This window comes from Ruegeria sp. CDSB086 (assembly GCF_059611065.1).
In genome coordinates, this window is sequence record NZ_JBXWOV010000001.1 from 85,657 (window position 1) to 102,280 (window position 16,624).

Consider the following 16,624-nt stretch of genomic DNA (forward strand, 5'->3'; position numbering starts at 1 on the left):
TGTTCGGGGTTCAACATCCAGCACCAACCAACCCAGCTTATTCGACGAGTTTCAACTGTGGCGTCGACGCCTCGTTGTCGGACAAAACGGACTGGTAGGGATCATGCGACTGCAACAGCATGTCGGCGGCGCGGCGCAGCAGTTGCCGTCGCCCACGCAGTGAATAAAAGCCGCCGGGTAACTGACTGGTTTTCAATAGAAATTGCCGGTAAGCCCGATAAGCTCCGTGGTCCGGTACGTCCGGATCGGTAAAGAACTGGGCAATGGGTTGCTGTGAAACAAACTCAGGTTTGTCGTAGACGGATTTTCCAAAACTGCGCAACGGGATTCCGCGCCACAGAACTTGTTGACCAGCCGTAGAGTTGATCGTCACTGCTGTGTTCGCGTCATCCAGCAATCCAGCCAGTTTGCCGCCGGGAACGTAGTGTACGCGATCCGCCACTTGGTGCGCGCGGGCTATTTCGCGCGCCCTGCGGCGCAGTGGCTCGCGATGGTTTTCCAGCGGATGTTCCTTCAGAACCAGAAGGTGATGGGCCGGAGCGCCTTTGGCAAAACCCGATATTACATGCTCCAGAAAATCCGACATGCAGGTATAATCTGAATGGGCCTGCACCGAGCTGTCATGACCCAGTTGCAACAAGGCTAGGTGATAGGGTGCGCCGTTTTGACGAACGCGCATGGTTGCCCAGCGACGCCTAATTCTGTGGAAAGGCATCAGCGCAAGCCGTTTGAAGTACAGGCGAAACTCTGTTGATACCGGCAATTCCCGGTGCGTCTTGAAGTTGGAGTACCTCCGGTTCAGGAACAGGACAAACCAGTGGTAAAGCGCACCGTAGAATATGTGTTGCCGCATATCGCCCCAATGGGACGGTGGCGGTGGAACTGGTGCCTCGGACTGGTCAAGCGCATCTTGCATCTGGGCGACGTCCAAAGACATCAACCGTGAGTGTCCATTTGATCCGTTCCGTTCGTAAGTGACCCACCACGGGCGCAGATACCCCTCTTCGAAGACATGGACAGTCACGCCCACTTCGCGCGCAACATCCGCAGCTTTGGCATGAACCGGGCGGGTGTCGCCGTATAGAACGATATCTGTGACCGACCGTGACCGGATCAGTTCCCTAAGGGTTTCGGGCCATTGCTCGGAGTTGTCTAAAAACGGGATGTAGGTGCTGCGATCAAACCAGAACGCTTCATCGCCCGCGTTAAACCCCACGCGCAGAACATCAGCCTCGGCGGCGCGCAAAGCGCGTGCCAGTGCGCTAAAGAAAGGGCCATGCGGTCCCTGCAAAAACAGGAAGACACGGCGATGCGAGCGCGAGGCGAGTGGATGCATCCTGGTCTGCTCTTTATCGTTTGGTACCAAAATTATGCCTGTATACATCAATCCGGGCAAGGCAGGGCTTGCCCGCAGCGTTTCTTGGGCTTACCTCGGCGGTTACACATACGCACAGGTTATAAGCTAAGGGTGAAAGCAATGTTCACAGGGATCGTCACCGATATCGGAATTGTTACCGATTTGGACCAGCAAGGGGATCTGCGTGCTCGGATCAAAACCGGCTATGACACTGCGGGTATTGATATTGGCGCATCCATCGCCAGTGACGGCGTCTGTCTGACTGTGATTGCCCTTGAGGATGATTGGTACGATGTGCAGATCAGCGCCGAGACGGTGTCGAAAACCAATCTGAACACATGGCAAGTTGGCAAACGCGTGAACCTTGAACGCGCGCTCAAGGTTGGGGACGAACTGGGTGGGCACATTGTTTCCGGCCATATCGACGGCGTGGCCGAGGTTGTTGCCCTGCAGGACGAAGGCGACAGCACCCGTGTAACGTTGCGCGCGCCCAGGGAATTGGCCCGCTTTATAGCGCCCAAGGGATCAGTTGCGCTGAACGGAACCTCGCTGACGGTCAATGACGTGGACGGTTGCGATTTCGGGATCAATTTCATCCCCCACACCAAAGAGGTGACAACCTGGGGCGATGTCTCGGTCGGTGATCAGGTGAACCTCGAGATTGACACGTTGGCGCGCTACGTCGCCCGTTTGGCCGAGATGTCCTGACCCGCCGGTTTCGACGCCGCGTTTTGACGATCCGTGGCCGCAAGCGCTCTGGTATTTGAGCGCTTGGTGGTCTATCCAGCCGTCCAGACACGCTCTTGTGAAAGGCTGCCCCATGAGCTTTGAAACCCCCGGTCCCGTCGAGGCCCAGCTGCGCGACGCGATCAGCCCGATCGAAGATATCATCGAAGAGGCGCGCAAGGGCCGGATGTATATCCTGGTCGATCATGAAGATCGCGAGAACGAGGGTGATCTGGTCATCGCGGCCGAGTTTGCAGATGCCGAGGCGATCAACTTTATGGCCACCCATGGGCGCGGGTTGATCTGCCTGCCGATGACGGCAGAGCGCGTCGATGCCCTTGGCCTGCCGATGATGGCCGTGAACAACTCATCCCGTCACGAAACCGCGTTTACCGTTTCCATCGAGGCGCGCGAAGGCGTGTCAACCGGCATCTCGGCAGCAGATCGTGCGCTGACAGTTGAAACAGCAATCAACGAACAGAACACGATGGCGCAAATCGCTACACCGGGTCATATCTTTCCGCTGCGCGCCAAACGGGGCGGGGTGCTGGTGCGCGCCGGTCATACAGAGGCGGCGGTCGATATCTCTCGGCTTGCCGGGTTGAACCCCTCAGGGGTGATTTGCGAGATCATGAAGCCTGACGGCACCATGGCACGTCTGCCCGATCTGGTTGCATTTGCAAAAGAGCACGACATGAAGATCGGCACGATCAGTGACCTGATCACATATCGCTCGCGCAACGACAATCTGGTCGTCGAAACCTCGCGCAGGACTGTGACGTCAGAATACGGCGGCGAATGGGAAATGCGTCTGTTCACGGATCAGACACATGGCATCGAACATGTCGTCATGATCAAGGGTGACATCACCACGCCCGAGCCGGTTTTGACCCGAACCCATGCACTGCATGAAGCGCCTGATGTTCTGGGCCTGGGTCCAAAATCGCCGCAGGAACTGCCGCGTGCTATGGAAAAGATCGCCGCCGAAGGACGTGGCGTGGTTTGCCTGTTTCGTGAACCGCGCAACGCGCTATACGCAACCGATGATGAAGGCCCGCGCACCATCAAGCAAACCGGTCTAGGGGCGCAGATCCTGTCCAAGCTGGGTATCCAGGAACTGGTGTTGCTGACCGATACACCGGAAACGAAATATCTGGGTCTCGACGCGTTTGGAATCTCCATCGTCGGAACCCGTTCCATTCTCAAGGATGATTGATCGTGGCTGAACAAGACAAACACGGCGTGCTGCCAACGCCGACATTCGACAAGCCTGTGAAACTTTTGATTGTGGTGGCGCCCTTCTATCGGGCCATTGCCGACAATCTGGTTTCTGGTGCCAAGGCCGAGATCGAAGCCGCTGGCGGCACATGCGAAGTTGTTGAAGTTCCAGGCGCGCTGGAAATCCCGACCGCCATCGCCATGGCGGATCGCCAGTGCAACTATGATGGCTACGTGGCGCTGGGCTGTGTCATCCGGGGTGAGACCACGCATTATGAAACGGTGTGCAACGATTCCAGCCGGGCGATCCAGTTGATGGGTCTGCAGGGTCTTCTTATTGGAAATGGCATCCTGACCGTCGAAAATGACGATCAGGCAGAAGCCCGCGCAAATCCTAAAAAGATGAATAAAGGTGGTGGTGCAGCCGCTGCGGCCTTGCATCTGATTGCACTCAGCCGTAAGTGGGGCTCTTCCAAAAAGGGCGTCGGGTTCAAGCCGCCGTCAGAGTCCATCCTTGTGGCGGGCGACAACAACGGACCCACAACAGCATGACCCAGACAGACGCGCCGAAACCGGCCAACCAGAAACGCCTGATGAAATCCGCCGCCCGGCTTTATGCCGTGCAGGCGCTGTTCCAGATGGAGCAATCGGGCCAAACGACGGAAGCAGTCGTGAACGAGTTTTTGGATCATCGGTTTGGCGCTGTCTATGAGGGCGAGGAAATGCTGGACGGCGATATCCGCGTGTTCCGCAAACTGGTTGAAGACGCGGTGAATTATCAGGCACCGATTGACCAGATGACCGACCGCGCTTTGGTCGCCAAATGGCCTATTGCACGCATCGACCCGACTCTGCGCGCCACATTCCGTGCAGCCGGGGCCGAACTGACCCAAGGCGATACGCCACCAAAGGTCGTCATCACCGAATTCGTTGACGTGGCGCGCGCGTTCTTCCCGGAAGGTAAAGAACCGAAATTCGTCAACGCAGTTTTGGATCACATGGCCCGCGAATCACAGCCAGAGGCGTTTTGAGCAAAGCCTTAGTCCAAATGAATAAGGCGCAGCCACACAAAGCGCTGCGCCTGAAATCTAAAAATACACTTGTTCAAACAAGTCTTCGGCCTCCACCACTCACAGTTTTTTCCAAAGACACCAACATTTTACCGGAACGTAGCCGGCGTGCCACCTATCGATTCCGATAGCCCGGCGGATTGATCAGGCCAAGTTGCATCGCACGGACCAGTGCGGATTCTCGGGTCGGGGCTCTCAATTTTTCGCGCGCATTCTTCAAATGGGTTCGTACCGTAACTTCCGAGAGGTTCAAAAGTTCGGCGATTCTATCGTTTCGGTGCCCAAGAGCCAAAAGGTTCAGGACCTGCAGCTCTCGTGGCGTCAGGTCCGGAGCGGTTGGAGCAATGCTGGCGATGTCGTACACACGACCGTGATTGCTGGGGATATCCGATCCCAGATTGGTGGCCAGCACGGTTGCCAGGACACGCATTTCGCGCTGCCGTTCAGTCATCTGATCCTGGGCGTCCGGTCTGTCCGATGACAGAACCACAAGCTTGGCCTCGTTGTTAGGGCAGGGAACCACCAGAGAGTAAAGGTGAATATATCCGGCCTTTTCCAGATCGTGGTTCAGACCCAGCGCCTTGGAGGAAGGGCCGTCCGCGGGCCGGAGGCTTGCGGCCTGCACGTAGAGGCTTTCCTTGCCATTTTGAACCTGCGCCAGCATCGGATCTGCTTCGGCGTAACCTTGGCTGTCATAGCGGTTCAGCCAACCTTTGGACATTGAACTTCGAACCCAATGAATGGCGCCAGTCTCGGGTGTGAAGCAAAGCATGTTCAGGGCGTTAAACCCGATCTCATTCAGACGGTCTAACGTGAACTCCCAACGTTCCTGATCATCATGGCGCAATGACAGCTCTTCGAGAAGATCAAGCGTGAACAGGCTGAGGGCATTCATAGAGACTCCGAATATAGTGTCGCACCCGTTGTGGCCGCGGTTTACTCAGCACGACCATGCGCTATCATCACGGTATCAGACAAGGAGCTTTGTCGTGCCCAAACTGATCCGCCTTTACATCACGCAAGTTGCATGGGGATTTGTCATCTCAGCCCTGTTTGTCGGGGTGCTGCTGGCGCTGAACGTGGCCAACTTGCGCGGCCTGATTTTCGGATCCGAGATCGGGTTAATCGCTCTGGCAATGATCTGGTTCATGAATGGCATTGTTTTCGCCGGTGTTCAGTTCGCTTACGCGATCATGAGTATGGCGGAAAAGCCGCAGGGCCCTAGACGCGGTACACCTATTGCGGCCAAATTCGAACCCGCCCGCGTGGCGGTGGACAAGGGCTGAGCCAACCTATTTCGGAAAATGAAGACTCTCCCTGACCGGGCGAGGGATAAGTTCATGTGGCGGGACCGCCAGTCAACCGTGCGGTGTGATTCCCGAGGACCTGTATGTACAGGTGGGCGCCAGGTAATCAGGCCAGGACCTGAACAGAGCCAGCCCCCTCGGAATTGCTTAAGGCCACCAGAATGCTACCAATCACAAGAAGGGCAGAACCCGCCACGGGCCTAAGTAGGGGTTGCGGCGGGTTTGCACAAGGGGTCAGGCGTCAACAGTTTCGTGCAGCGCATTGCGCATCTTGCCCAAATGTTCGTCCCAACCGTCATCGAGTGCAAGGATCAGGCCAAATGCCTCTGCGCCTTGCGGCAGCCCTTCGTGAACCAAGCCCAGCCGGGTACCGCCCGGTACCGGGTCCAGCGTCCATTTTACGACACTAACAGCGTCTCCCATGGGTTTGATGGTAAATGTATATTCGAGATATTCGGGCGGACGGGCAGCGCGTACCTCACCCCAGATCAGAAGATCGCCACTGGATGTACCGAACATCTCAAGCTTCTGACCGGCGACCAACGGACGCTCCGGTTTGTGAAACCACTCTGCCAAGCGGGCGGGTTCGGTCAAATAGGCCCAAACGGTTTCCGGCGTGGCCCTCAGGAAAATCTGTTTTTGCAGAACTGCATTCGTCATTTTTTATTCCTTTCAATAGCTTCCTTCAGATTATTCAGGCGATCATCCCAGAACTGGTCAAAATAGCTGAACCAGTCGAGGATGGGGGCCAATCCGTTCGGCTCCAGCCGGTTAATGCGCTCGCGTCCACGCGCCTCGACGGTGATGAGGCCGCCGTCGGAAAGAACGTTCAGGTGCTTTTTGACCGCTGCACGGGTCATATCGAACTGATCGGTCAGCTGAGCGATCGTCATGTCGCCAGAGGCAAGGATTTGGACAATCTCCCGTCGGGTTGGGTCCGCAAGGGCGCGGAACGCGTTTTGAATTTGCGTCTGCATTGGTCACCTCAATAGTGATACCATTTGGTATTGCAATTTATGAGATACCATATGGTATCATGTCAAGGGTCTTTCAGGCGCTTGATTTTTGTTCACCAATTGTTCACATTTCAGGAATGACACTGGATTTACAGCCCGGACAAAAACTGGCCCGTGGGGTTTCGCGTCACTTGTTGGCGCATGGCTTTGTATCTGTTGAGGAATTTGTCCCCACCCGCGGTTTGCGCGTCGACGTCATGGGATTGGGCCCCAAGGGGGAACTGTGGGTGATCGAGTGCAAATCTAGCCGCGCAGATTATCTGACGGATTCCAAATGGCAGGGGTATCTGGATTGGTGTGATCGCTTTTTCTGGGCCGTCGATACCGATTTCCCAACCGATCTGTTGCCCGAGGAAACCGGGCTGATCATCGCAGATGCATATGACGCCGAAATTATCCGAATGGCACCGGAAGATAAGCTGGCACCTGCGCGGCGCAAGAAGATGATTCAGAAGTTTGCAACAGATACAGCCCGCAGATTGCAGGCATTGCGTGATCCAAGAATTTGAACTGTCAGTCTTTTACGATCCGGGCAGCTTGCACAGCGGCGAGGATTTCGTCCGCGATTTCTTCCGCTTCTTCAGGTTCGAAATCCATCGGAATTTCGACGCCGTCGGCCTCGATGAACAGGCGCACCATGCCGTGGTCGGTCGGGCCGATCTGAAGGTTTGCCTGAATGTCACGTTCGGTGTTGATGCCCATTTGCGCCTCCGGGACTGAGCGTTCCTGCTAGCGCGCAAAGGGTTGAGAATCAAGCCGCCTTTGAGGTCAGGTAAGGTATGAATGATATTCTGATCAGACCATTTCGGCCAGATGATGCGCCCTGGTTGGTCGAACAGCACGGTCGCCTCTATCAGCTAGACGAGGGGTTTGATGACACTTTCGCGCCCCTCGTTGAACGGATTCTGGCGGAATTCGTTGACGCGCACGATCCGACACGAGAGCGGGGCTGGATCGCGGAGCAGGGTGGCGCGCGCCTTGGCAGTATCTTTTGTGTCGCGCTGAACGACCACACCGCAAAATTGAGGTTGTTTCTGTTGATGCCAGAGGCCCGTGGACAGGGCTTGGGTAAACGCATGCTCAACACATGCACGGGGTTCGCCCGCGATTCTGGTTATCGTGATATGGCCTTATGGACCCATGAAAGCCATCGGGCAGCTTGTGCACTTTACAGGGCTTCCGGATGGCAATTAACCGGCAGCAAAAAGGTTCATTCCTTTGGCTGTGATCTTGTCGAACAAAGCTGGGAAATTCGTCTTTAATTCTCTTGCATTCCCTGCGCGTGTTCGGTACATCGCCCCTCACGAGTGCCGCCTTAGCTCAGTTGGTTAGAGCGCTGGATTGTGGATCCAGAGGTCGCCGGTTCGAATCCAGCAGGCGGTACCATTTTCCCTTATTCATAACGCTTTCTCAGTACTTTCCTGAGATTCTCGGCAAGAAAAAACCGGGCCAAAAACAAGCCCGGCTGCCGAATTGTGTGGTTGCCTGACTTAGCGCGCCAGGTTCAGACGGAACCTCATCTTGGCCTTTCTGGCCGCTGGCAAGTGGCGGTTCAGTCGTTTGTTGATCAGCCCGAACACCCCGACCACCACCAGCGTCAGCAGGATGAAGTAGAAGGCCAAGATCGGGTAGGGGATGAACGGATTGAACGTCTTGTCGGCGAAATAGCTGGCGTAGTACAGCGCGTCGCCACGTTGCTGCCAGGCGGGGAAGGCCGAGAAGAAGACCAGCGTGGTGGCGTGAAACAGGAAGATTGCTTCGTTCGTATAGGCAGGCCAGGCCAGACGCAGCATGGTGGGCCAAATGATCCGGCGGAATCGCGACCAACCGGACATGCCATAGGCATCAGCGGCCTCGATATCACCCTTGGGGATCGAGCGCAGCGCACCATAGAAGATCTCACCGGTATAGGCGGCGGTGTTCAGGAACAAAACGATCAACGCCCCCAGCCATGCCGACGTCAGGGCATCGAACATCGGGTAAGATTTCTTCAGCGACAGGAAGAAGAAGTAGGCAAAGAAGAACTGGATGAACAGCGGCGAACCGCGGAAGATAAAGATGAACCACTCGGACGGCTTGCGCAGCCACTTGTTGGTGGATGCTTTGCCCATTGCCACGGCGGTTGCCAGAAAGAACCCGGTGACCAGAGCCATGATGCCGAAATAGATATTCCAGATCATGCCTGAACCGATCAGGGTGAATTGCTCGCACAGGGTAAAATCGTTGCGCGGCAGTAGCCGCTCACCAAGGCCCAGGGAACGCAGGCCGTAATCCTGGATGGTCTGAATGCAGCTCATGCGGTGGTCTCCTTGCGCAGAAGCTCTCCGCCTGATGTGGCCTGTCCGTGGGACAGACGGCGCATCAGCTTTTCAAGCCCGATTTCCGAGACGCGGGTCATGCCGAGGTAGAAGACCAGCAGAGCCAGGAAGTACCACATGCGCCAGTCGCCATGGGGGTATTGGGTGAATTTCGTGGTCTTGGTCCCGCCCAATTCGCGGGCCCAATAGACGATGTCTTCGATACCAAGCAAGAACAGAAGTGGGGTGGCTTTGATCAGCACCATCCACAGGTTCGACAGGCCGGGCAGGGCGTAAACCCACATTTGCGGCACGAGGATGCGCCAGAATGTCTGGCTGGGGGACAGACCATATGCAGCTGCTGTTTCCAGCTGGGCATGGGGAACCGCACGCATGCCGCCGAACAACACGTTAGCCGCAAAAGCGCCGAAAACGATCGAGAATGTGATGACTGCGAGGAAGAAACCATAGGTCTCATGCACAAATTCCGGCGCGGTGCTGAGCGGAAGTTTTGCCGACTGGCAAACGATGAAGTCGTTGCCCTGGCGGATCGGGTCCGGCCAATCGGGGCAAAGGATCTTATGGCGCGTCCATTCAAAAGCCTGATCCAGAGCGATCACGAAGAACATGAAGAAGGCGATGTCCGGCACACCCCGTACAATCGCGATATAGCCTTTGCCCAGCCAGCTGATGGGAGGGATATGCGAACGGGCGGCCATGGCACCCACGAACCCGAAACTCAACGCCACGGGCGCCGTGACGGCCAGCAACAGCAGGACCTTCAGGAACGACAGGTAGAACGACCAGTGCACGCCGTTGGTGAGGTAGCAGGAAAACCAGCGGAACGTGCCCAGCGTATCGGGATCAGTGCAAAACGAGAAAATGGCGGGCCTCTTGAGGTGCTAAGGCTCAGGGGCGGCGCGCCCCGGTATTGGGGCGCGCAACCTGATTCAGATCAGAAGGTCGAGGACACTTCCCATTTGGTGATCAGCTCGTTCAGGCTGCCGTCGTCCTTCATGGACTGGATGGCAGTGTTGAGCTTCTCTTTCAGATCACCGTCCGACTCGCGCACACCGATGCCGACACCACCGCCCAGCGGGACATCTTCGGCGACAAAGCGCAGGTCCGCGTCTTCATCTGCAATCGGCGCAAGGAAAGACTTATCGGCCAGAACAGCGTCAGCTTCGCCATTGCGCACGGCTGCGATGGTTTCTTCGGGGCTGGCGAACTCGACGAGAGTTGCACCGGATTCGGCAATGTAGCCGGCCTGAATGGTGCCGGTCTGTGCCGCAACAACGCCGTTCGCGACATCAACGTCGTCGGAGGTTGCAACATAAGCCGACGGATCCGGAGGCGTGTAGTTCTGAGTGAAATCAATCACTTCGTCACGCTCGTCGGTGATCGACATGCCCGCGATGATGACATCATAGTTGCCAGACACCAGGTTCGGAATGATCGAATCCCAGTCGTTCTTGACCCATTCGCATTCCAGGTTTGCGCGCTTGCACAGCTCGTCACCCAGCTCACGCTCGAAACCGTCGATCTCGCCGGCGTCATTGATGAAGTTCCACGGAGGGTAGGCGCCTTCGGTGCCCATGCGGACCGTATCGGCCATGGCCATACCGGCGCTCAGCGCCAGTGCTGCTGTGGTCAGAATCAGGTTTTTCATTGTTACTCCCCTTTTTGGTTCTGTCCTGAATTTATGCCGCCATGGTGGCGGAGAGAAAACCCTGAAGTCGCGTGGATTCAGGGGTAGTAAAGATGTCTTCCGGCAGGCCTTCTTCTTCGATGAGGCCTTGATGCAGGAACACCACATGGCTCGAGATATCGGCAGCCATTTTCATGTCATGCGTTACAATGATCATGGTGCGGCCTTCGGCGGCCAGATCCTTGATCACCTTGATCACTTCCTGTTCCAGTTCGGGGTCCAACGCCGATGTGGGCTCGTCGAACAGCAGGGCCTGAGGCTCCATGCACAGGCCGCGCGCAATCGCGGCGCGCTGCTGCTGACCACCTGACAGTTGCGCGGGATATGCGTCGCATTTGTCGCCGATGCCGACCTTTTCCAGATACCTACGGGCGCTGTCTTCAGCCTCGGCCTTGTCGCGGCCCATGACGGTCACGGGGGCCTCCATCACGTTTTGCAGGATGGTCATATGGGCCCACAGATTGAACTGCTGAAACACCATCGACAGGTTTGTGCGAATGCGCAGGACCTGTTTGGGATCGGCCGGACGGCGGTTATGTGCGTTGCCAGTCCAGCGGACAGGTTCGCCCTTGAACAGAATTTCGCCCTCTTGGCTGTCTTCCAACAGGTTGCAGCAGCGCAGAAGCGTCGATTTGCCAGAACCGGACGAACCGATAAGTGAGACGACATCACCGCGTCTGGCGGTGATATCCACCCCTTTCAATACCTCAAGATTGCCAAAGCTCTTGTGTAGGTTTTTGATCTCGATGACCGGAGTGGAATCTGTCACGGGTGGTCCAGCTGCTATTGGTGTTGGTGCGGTACTAGGGCTGAAATTTCAGAGCAATGCAATGCGCAAATGACACGGAACGGGCCACAAACTGTCAAAATGACCAGACGTTCTGACCAAAGTGGTCACGGATCGATCAATTTGGCAGCCTCAGGGGACGGGTCGGGAACGGCAAGGTAATGCTCGGCTGGAATGTCGATCAGACCACGCAAGTGCAGCATCTTTTGGTCGGCGGGGGAAAGATCGTTGATGGCTGCACGAACCGCCTTTGCAATCTGGGGCGCATCCTGACAATTGGCCGTGATATAGGGCAGGGCGGGCGAAGGTTCGGTTGCTGCGACCTCGCGAAGCTCAGGGCCCAAATTCGAGTGTTCCTTGAGTAATTCCCACGTAAGCGCATCCAGCGCGGCATAATCCGCGCGGCCTTCCGCAACAGCGGCTGCCGAAAGGGCATGACCGCCAGTTTCCAACACACCACTTGGAAGGCGGCTGTGTCGTGACAGATGAACCATGGGCGCAGCCCAACCGGACTGAGAAAGCGCTTCATTGTAAGCAAAGGTGCCGTTGGCAAGCTGGTCCAGATCGCGGGTATCGTCTTTTCGGGCCACGATAACGGACTGGTAGTACCCTGGCGGACAGCCTGCCAAACCGTAGTCCGGCGTACCAACAAGCCGAACTATACCGTGCAACCGGGTGCGGTAAGGCATGCCGCAGGTTTGGGAGAAAACAAGGTCGGGGCTATGCCAGACGTCCCAAACGTCGGCGCCGCGTGTCAAATGTGAGGGACCAAAACCAAGATGCGCCCGAATCAACGACCAGAACCGATCATTGGCTGGTTGCAGCGCGGGCATGTCATACATGCCCAGCATTGCAATCACGATTTGGCTGCCTTTTGCCGTGCCAGGGCGGAATCGACGTCGCTGACACCCAGCAGGCTGACCACCAGACGCAGCAGCGAATCTTCTTCGCCGGTCCGGTGCCCATCGGCCAGTGCGACCGACCACATCGCCTGAACCACGGCCAATCGGTCATCGTAAGCGACAGCCTCTTTGATTGCGCGGGTAAAGCGGACGGTATCGGGGGCTTCGGCTTCTAGATCTTCGGCGCTGGCGCGAAGGGCTGCGGCCTCAAAAGGGGATAGGCCATAGCGTTCCGCCGATATCCGGTCGATTCGTGCCATTTCCGTGTCGGCATAGTCGTTGTCGGATCTGGCGATGCGCACCAGAAGGGCCGTCAGGGCCAAACGGGCGTCGTTATCGGCAAGAGGGTCGGGCTGCGGCTGGGTGAGCCGGGACAGAAAATCGCTGAACATGAATTGGTTATAGAAGCGGACTACTTCTGTTCCAAGCGCGTTTGTACCCGTTCATGCGCTTCTTGGCTGTCTTTAAAGCTCAGGCCCATGGCAATGCGGGCTTCTTCGACGATCTTCATTTCGCCTTCGTCCGAATTGCCATCGGCCAGAACGACCTCCCACAAGGCGTCCAGCGCGGCGAGACGTTCCTGCAGGTCGGTTGTTTCGCGGATCAACTTGCCGAATGTATCGGTGTCTGGCGCGGCGGCGTGCAATTTTTCGCAGGTGGCGCGGACTTTGGCGGCCTCGATCGCGTTGTGCTGATAGAGCCGCGCAAGAATACGGTCGATCAGGCTGATTTCTTCCAGCTTGTAATCCCGATCCGCCTGCGCCACGCGCACCATCAAAGCACCCAAGGCCAGTTCGGCGTCAGGATCGGGCAAATGGTCGTGCTGTGGCGGGCGAAACGCCTGAAGGAATTTTTTCAACATGCCGCGAGGTTATTCCATATTTTGTGGCCCGCCAAGCGCTGACTACCCGTCATAGCCGTGAATGGTCACAACTTTGCCGGTATCCGCTTGTATCGGTATCTACCCGCTGGCTAGGCGCCTGACTGCAGCGCCTGTTTCGCTTGTTCCTGTAGCCAGCCCAGCATCTTCCGGTACGGCACAGGCCCATAACTGATCCGGGCGACGCCCAGTGACGCAAGCGTCGCGGTATCCGGCGTCCCGGGCAGGGCAATGATATTCACAGGTAGATCAGTCGATTCGCAAAGCCGGGCGATCATGTCCTCATCCTTGAGGCCGGGTGCAAAGAATCCGCTGGCACCCGCGTCGGCATAGGCTTTGGCGCGTGCCATCGCATCGTCCAGCATCGCCTCGTCATGCGTTTCCGGCGCAGCCTTCAGGAAGATGTCCGTTCTGGCGTTGATAAAGGCGGGGACGCCAGCGACGTCACACCCTTCGCGCATCGCACCAACGCGAGCCGCCTGGGTTTCGATGTCGTATAGGTCCTTGGTGCCGACAATCTGGTCTTCGAAGTTGAAGCCGACGACACCTGTTTCAAGTGCACTTTGGACATTGGCGATGATTCCCACCGCGTCCTCGGCATAGGCCCCCTCGAAATCCAAAGAAACAGGAAGGTCTACGGCGCTGACGATTCGGCCGACGTTGTCCAAAGCGACATCCAGCGGGATGTTCTGGCCGTCGCCAAATCCCTGCGCCATTGCAACGGGTGCGCTGCCGGTCGCCAATGCCATGGCGCCTGCATCCCGCACGGCACCGGCGCTGCCAGCGTCCCAGATGTTAAAAAGGATGACCGGATCGCCCTTTTTGTGCAGGGCCGCAAAGGTTTCCGCGTTTTGGATTTGATCGGTCATTTGGGCCTCTCCTGTCATCATTTACCCAACAGTAACCACGTGGAACTGTGCCCGAGTAGTGTTTTTTGGCCGCACACCGTCACTTTGCGGTGACGAAAGAAAATGGGCCAACATTTGTTGGCCCGAATTCTGCGACATGGTGAGATCAGTTGAAGATGATTTAGTCTTGGCCGGCAGTGCCAGATACGTATCTGGCGCTGAACGCCGACTCGCCTAGCCGCTTGAGAAGTGACAACTCGGTCTCCAGCCATGCTTTGTGGCCTTCTTCCTCCAGCAAAATTCGTTCAAACAATGTTCGGGTTCCAACGTCGCCAGCCTCGGCCGCTTGTGCTGCGGCTTGGGTGTAGAAATCGATGGCTTCCATTTCATCCTTCAGGTCTGCGGTAAACATCTCTTCCAGGTCGTCCGCCGCCTTTGGGTTTTTCTGAAGCTCAAGCTCTGGCTTTGCGCCCAGGAAAAGAATGCGTTCGATATAGGCATCAGAATGCCCCAGTTCTTCCTGCATCTCGCCGCGCATCTTCTCGGCCAGGATGTCCAAGCCCCAGTCATTCAGCACATGCGCATGCAACTGGTACTGATGCGCTGCTGTCATTTCCATGTGAAGCGCTTGTTGGAGGTTTGTGATCGTTGTCGAATTGCTCATCGGAATACTCCTGAATCTTTGAACTGCATCAAATTACGCGGCACGCGGGCCTGCTTGTTCAAATAGTTAGGAGGTTACACCCCACAAAACAATGCGGGGTGACAGTCCGACACAGATAGCTCTTAAACGAGACGAGAGGTGTCTTTCGCTGCGCGCACAAAATCGCGGAACAGTGGATGCGGTTCAAATGGTTTGGATTTCAGTTCCGGATGGTACTGGACGCCGATGAACCAAGGGTGGTCAGACCATTCGACGATTTCGGGCAGGCGACCATCGGGCGACATGCCCGAGAAGTTCAGACCAGCCTTTTCCAGCTTGTCGCGATACTTGATATCCACCTCATAGCGGTGGCGGTGGCGCTCTTCGATATTGGTGCCGCCGTATACCTCTGCCACTTTCGAGCCATCGGCCAGTACCGCGTCATAGGCGCCCAAACGCATGGTACCGCCTTTATCGTCACCGACCTTGCGTTCGACCTTGTGGTTGCCCTGCACCCATTCTTTCAGGTGGTAAACAACAGGCTCAAAACGTTTTTTGCCCGCTTCGTGGTCAAACTCTTCCGAGCCCGCTTCGGTAATGCCAGCGGCGTTGCGGGCTGCTTCGATGACAGCCATCTGCATACCAAGGCAGATTCCCAGGTAGGGCACTTTGTGTTCGCGCGCGTATTGCGCGGCTTTGATCTTGCCTTCAGTGCCGCGTTCGCCAAATCCACCGGGAACGAGGATCGCGTGGAATCCTTCCAGATGCGGGGCTGCGTCTTCGGTATCAAACACCTCGGCATCGACCCATTCGACTTTGACGCGAACCCGGTTGGCCATACCGCCATGGGTCAGTGCCTCGGCAATCGATTTATAGGCGTCTTCAAGCTGCGTGTATTTGCCGACGATGGCGACTTTAACTTCGCCTTCGGCATTGTGGATGCGGTCGCTGACATCTTCCCATTTTGTAAGATCAGGCTTGGGGGCAGGGCTGATCTGGAACGCATCCAGAACCGCCTGATCCAGACCTTCGCGGTGATAGGCCAGCGGGGCGTCATAAATGGTCGACAGATCCTGTGCCGCGATCACGCTGTCCGGGCGCACGTTGCAGAACAACGCCAGCTTTTCGCGCTCTTTGACCGGGATGGGACCCTCGGAGCGACAGACCAGAATGTCAGGAGCCAGACCGATCGAGCGCAGCTCTTTCACCGAGTGCTGGGTCGGCTTGGTTTTCAATTCGCCCGAGGCTTTGATGTAGGGCAGCAGGGTCAGGTGCATGAACAGGCATTGGCCGCGCGGCTTGTCCTGGCTGAACTGACGGATAGCTTCAAAGAAGGGCAGGCCTTCGATATCGCCGACGGTGCCGCCAATCTCGCACAGCATAAAATCGACCTCATCCTCACCGATCGAGATAAAGTCTTTAATCTCGTTGGTGACGTGCGGAATCACCTGAATGGTCTTGCCCAGGTAGTCACCGCGGCGCTCTTTCTCGAGCACGTTGGAATAAATCCGACCTGAACTAACCGAGTCGGTCTTGCGGGCCGCCACACCGGTGAATCGTTCGTAGTGACCAAGATCTAGGTCGGTTTCGGCCCCGTCATCGGTCACGAACACTTCGCCATGCTCGAACGGCGACATCGTGCCGGGGTCAACGTTGAGATAGGGGTCCAGCTTGCGCAGACGTACCGAATACCCTCGGGCCTGCAACAGCGCGCCCAAAGCCGCCGAAGCCAGTCCTTTACCCAAAGACGAAACCACACCACCAGTGATGAAAATAAAACGCGCCATGTTTTCGGCTGCTCCCGTGAGACGTCAAAATCAGCTGCCCGACGGTTCCGAAAAACCGCTGCACCACGGGACTTCACA

The 16,624-nt window shown here is 56.7% G+C and carries 22 protein-coding genes and 1 tRNA gene; 8 read left to right on the plus strand and 15 right to left on the minus strand.

From position 1 onward, the window contains the following. Window positions 1-37 precede the first annotated feature (37 nt). Window positions 38-1,336, minus strand: coding sequence for a capsule polysaccharide biogenesis protein (locus AC2FIO_RS00400; RefSeq protein WP_496694970.1), 1,299 nt, complete (start codon window positions 1,334-1,336; stop codon window positions 38-40). Window positions 1,337-1,477: 141 nt separating this feature from the next. Here AC2FIO_RS00400 and AC2FIO_RS00405 point away from each other — a divergent pair, with 141 nt between their 5' ends. The 4 genes from AC2FIO_RS00405 (at window position 1,478) to nusB (ending at window position 4,332) form a co-directional block, all read left to right on the plus strand. Continuing rightward, a complete protein-coding gene (locus AC2FIO_RS00405) occupies window positions 1,478-2,065 on the plus strand; it encodes a riboflavin synthase (protein WP_496694972.1) in 588 nt (195 codons plus the stop codon). Between the two features lie 112 nt (window positions 2,066-2,177). Continuing rightward, window positions 2,178-3,299, plus strand: a complete 1,122-nt coding sequence (gene ribB, locus AC2FIO_RS00410) for a 3,4-dihydroxy-2-butanone-4-phosphate synthase (RefSeq protein WP_496694974.1) — start codon at window positions 2,178-2,180, stop codon at window positions 3,297-3,299. A 2-nt stretch (window positions 3,300-3,301) separates the two neighbouring features. Beyond that, entirely contained in the window at window positions 3,302-3,853 is a 552-nt protein-coding gene (locus AC2FIO_RS00415; RefSeq protein ID WP_496694976.1) for a 6,7-dimethyl-8-ribityllumazine synthase, read from the plus strand. Beyond that, window positions 3,850-4,332, plus strand: a complete 483-nt coding sequence (gene nusB / locus AC2FIO_RS00420; RefSeq protein WP_496694978.1) for a transcription antitermination factor NusB — start codon at window positions 3,850-3,852, stop codon at window positions 4,330-4,332. Before AC2FIO_RS00415 ends, nusB begins: the two co-directional genes overlap by 4 nt. Before the next feature lie 154 nt (window positions 4,333-4,486). On the opposite strand, the gene AC2FIO_RS00425 is transcribed toward nusB, so the two are convergent. Beyond that, window positions 4,487-5,266 carry a helix-turn-helix transcriptional regulator gene (locus AC2FIO_RS00425; RefSeq protein WP_496694980.1) on the minus strand — a complete coding sequence of 260 codons (780 nt, stop codon included), beginning with the start codon at window positions 5,264-5,266 and terminating at the stop codon, window positions 4,487-4,489. A 94-nt stretch (window positions 5,267-5,360) separates the two neighbouring features. Here AC2FIO_RS00425 and AC2FIO_RS00430 point away from each other — a divergent pair, with 94 nt between their 5' ends. Next, window positions 5,361-5,657 carry a hypothetical protein gene (locus tag AC2FIO_RS00430; RefSeq protein ID WP_282168594.1) on the plus strand — a complete coding sequence of 99 codons (297 nt, stop codon included), beginning with the start codon at window positions 5,361-5,363 and terminating at the stop codon, window positions 5,655-5,657. 255 nt (window positions 5,658-5,912) lie between these two features. On the opposite strand, the gene AC2FIO_RS00435 is transcribed toward AC2FIO_RS00430, so the two are convergent. Both AC2FIO_RS00435 and AC2FIO_RS00440 read right to left on the minus strand, forming a co-directional pair. Then, window positions 5,913-6,338, minus strand: coding sequence for an SRPBCC family protein (locus tag AC2FIO_RS00435; protein WP_496694981.1), 426 nt, complete (start codon window positions 6,336-6,338; stop codon window positions 5,913-5,915). Further along, window positions 6,335-6,655 carry an ArsR/SmtB family transcription factor gene (locus AC2FIO_RS00440; RefSeq protein WP_282168592.1) on the minus strand — a complete coding sequence of 107 codons (321 nt, stop codon included), beginning with the start codon at window positions 6,653-6,655 and terminating at the stop codon, window positions 6,335-6,337. The genes AC2FIO_RS00435 and AC2FIO_RS00440 overlap by 4 nt, the downstream gene beginning before the upstream one ends. A 116-nt stretch (window positions 6,656-6,771) precedes the next feature. On the opposite strand from AC2FIO_RS00440, the gene AC2FIO_RS00445 reads away from it, so the two are divergent. Further along, window positions 6,772-7,203 carry an MmcB family DNA repair protein gene (locus AC2FIO_RS00445; protein WP_058274815.1) on the plus strand — a complete coding sequence of 144 codons (432 nt, stop codon included), beginning with the start codon at window positions 6,772-6,774 and terminating at the stop codon, window positions 7,201-7,203. A gap of 4 nt (window positions 7,204-7,207) precedes the next feature. On the opposite strand, the gene AC2FIO_RS00450 is transcribed toward AC2FIO_RS00445, so the two are convergent. Beyond that, window positions 7,208-7,396, minus strand: a complete 189-nt coding sequence (locus tag AC2FIO_RS00450) for a DUF6324 family protein (protein ID WP_058274816.1) — start codon at window positions 7,394-7,396, stop codon at window positions 7,208-7,210. 77 nt (window positions 7,397-7,473) lie between these two features. Here AC2FIO_RS00450 and AC2FIO_RS00455 point away from each other — a divergent pair, with 77 nt between their 5' ends. Next, the gene (locus AC2FIO_RS00455) at window positions 7,474-7,956 is read left to right on the plus strand and encodes a GNAT family N-acetyltransferase (protein ID WP_496694983.1); all 483 of its coding nucleotides are present in this window, start codon (window positions 7,474-7,476) and stop codon (window positions 7,954-7,956) included. A gap of 47 nt (window positions 7,957-8,003) precedes the next feature. Further along, window positions 8,004-8,080, plus strand: a tRNA-His gene (locus tag AC2FIO_RS00460). 104 nt (window positions 8,081-8,184) lie between these two features. Here the strand turns inward: AC2FIO_RS00460 and AC2FIO_RS00465 are convergent. The 10 genes from AC2FIO_RS00465 to pyrG all read right to left on the minus strand — a co-directional run bounded on the left by AC2FIO_RS00465 (window position 8,185) and on the right by pyrG (window position 16,546). Further along, a complete protein-coding gene (locus tag AC2FIO_RS00465) occupies window positions 8,185-8,991 on the minus strand; it encodes an ABC transporter permease (RefSeq protein ID WP_282118774.1) in 807 nt (268 codons plus the stop codon). Beyond that, complete coding sequence (locus AC2FIO_RS00470; protein WP_496695639.1) at window positions 8,988-9,875, minus strand: ABC transporter permease; 888 nt, start codon at window positions 9,873-9,875, stop codon at window positions 8,988-8,990. Before AC2FIO_RS00470 ends, AC2FIO_RS00465 begins: the two co-directional genes overlap by 4 nt. Before the next feature lie 71 nt (window positions 9,876-9,946). Next, complete coding sequence (locus AC2FIO_RS00475; RefSeq protein ID WP_058276110.1) at window positions 9,947-10,660, minus strand: transporter substrate-binding domain-containing protein; 714 nt, start codon at window positions 10,658-10,660, stop codon at window positions 9,947-9,949. A gap of 31 nt (window positions 10,661-10,691) precedes the next feature. After that, on the minus strand, window positions 10,692-11,468 hold the full coding sequence (locus AC2FIO_RS00480; protein ID WP_058274821.1) for an ABC transporter ATP-binding protein: 777 nt from the start codon (window positions 11,466-11,468) through the stop codon (window positions 10,692-10,694). Window positions 11,469-11,593: 125 nt separating this feature from the next. Continuing rightward, entirely contained in the window at window positions 11,594-12,337 is a 744-nt protein-coding gene (locus AC2FIO_RS00485; protein WP_496695641.1) for a phosphate/phosphite/phosphonate ABC transporter substrate-binding protein, read from the minus strand. 5 nt (window positions 12,338-12,342) lie between these two features. Further along, window positions 12,343-12,780, minus strand: a complete 438-nt coding sequence (locus AC2FIO_RS00490) for a tellurite resistance TerB family protein (protein ID WP_496694985.1) — start codon at window positions 12,778-12,780, stop codon at window positions 12,343-12,345. 20 nt (window positions 12,781-12,800) lie between these two features. Next, a complete protein-coding gene (locus AC2FIO_RS00495; RefSeq protein ID WP_058276107.1) occupies window positions 12,801-13,250 on the minus strand; it encodes a tellurite resistance TerB family protein in 450 nt (149 codons plus the stop codon). A 110-nt stretch (window positions 13,251-13,360) separates the two neighbouring features. Further along, on the minus strand, window positions 13,361-14,137 hold the full coding sequence (locus AC2FIO_RS00500; protein WP_496694987.1) for an isocitrate lyase/PEP mutase family protein: 777 nt from the start codon (window positions 14,135-14,137) through the stop codon (window positions 13,361-13,363). 160 nt (window positions 14,138-14,297) lie between these two features. Further along, a complete protein-coding gene (locus AC2FIO_RS00505; RefSeq protein WP_058276106.1) occupies window positions 14,298-14,780 on the minus strand; it encodes a bacterioferritin in 483 nt (160 codons plus the stop codon). Window positions 14,781-14,902: 122 nt separating this feature from the next. Beyond that, window positions 14,903-16,546 (minus strand): CTP synthase, encoded by a 1,644-nt coding sequence (gene pyrG / locus AC2FIO_RS00510; RefSeq protein WP_058276105.1) that lies wholly within the window; start codon window positions 16,544-16,546, stop codon window positions 14,903-14,905. Window positions 16,547-16,624: the final 78 nt, after the last annotated feature.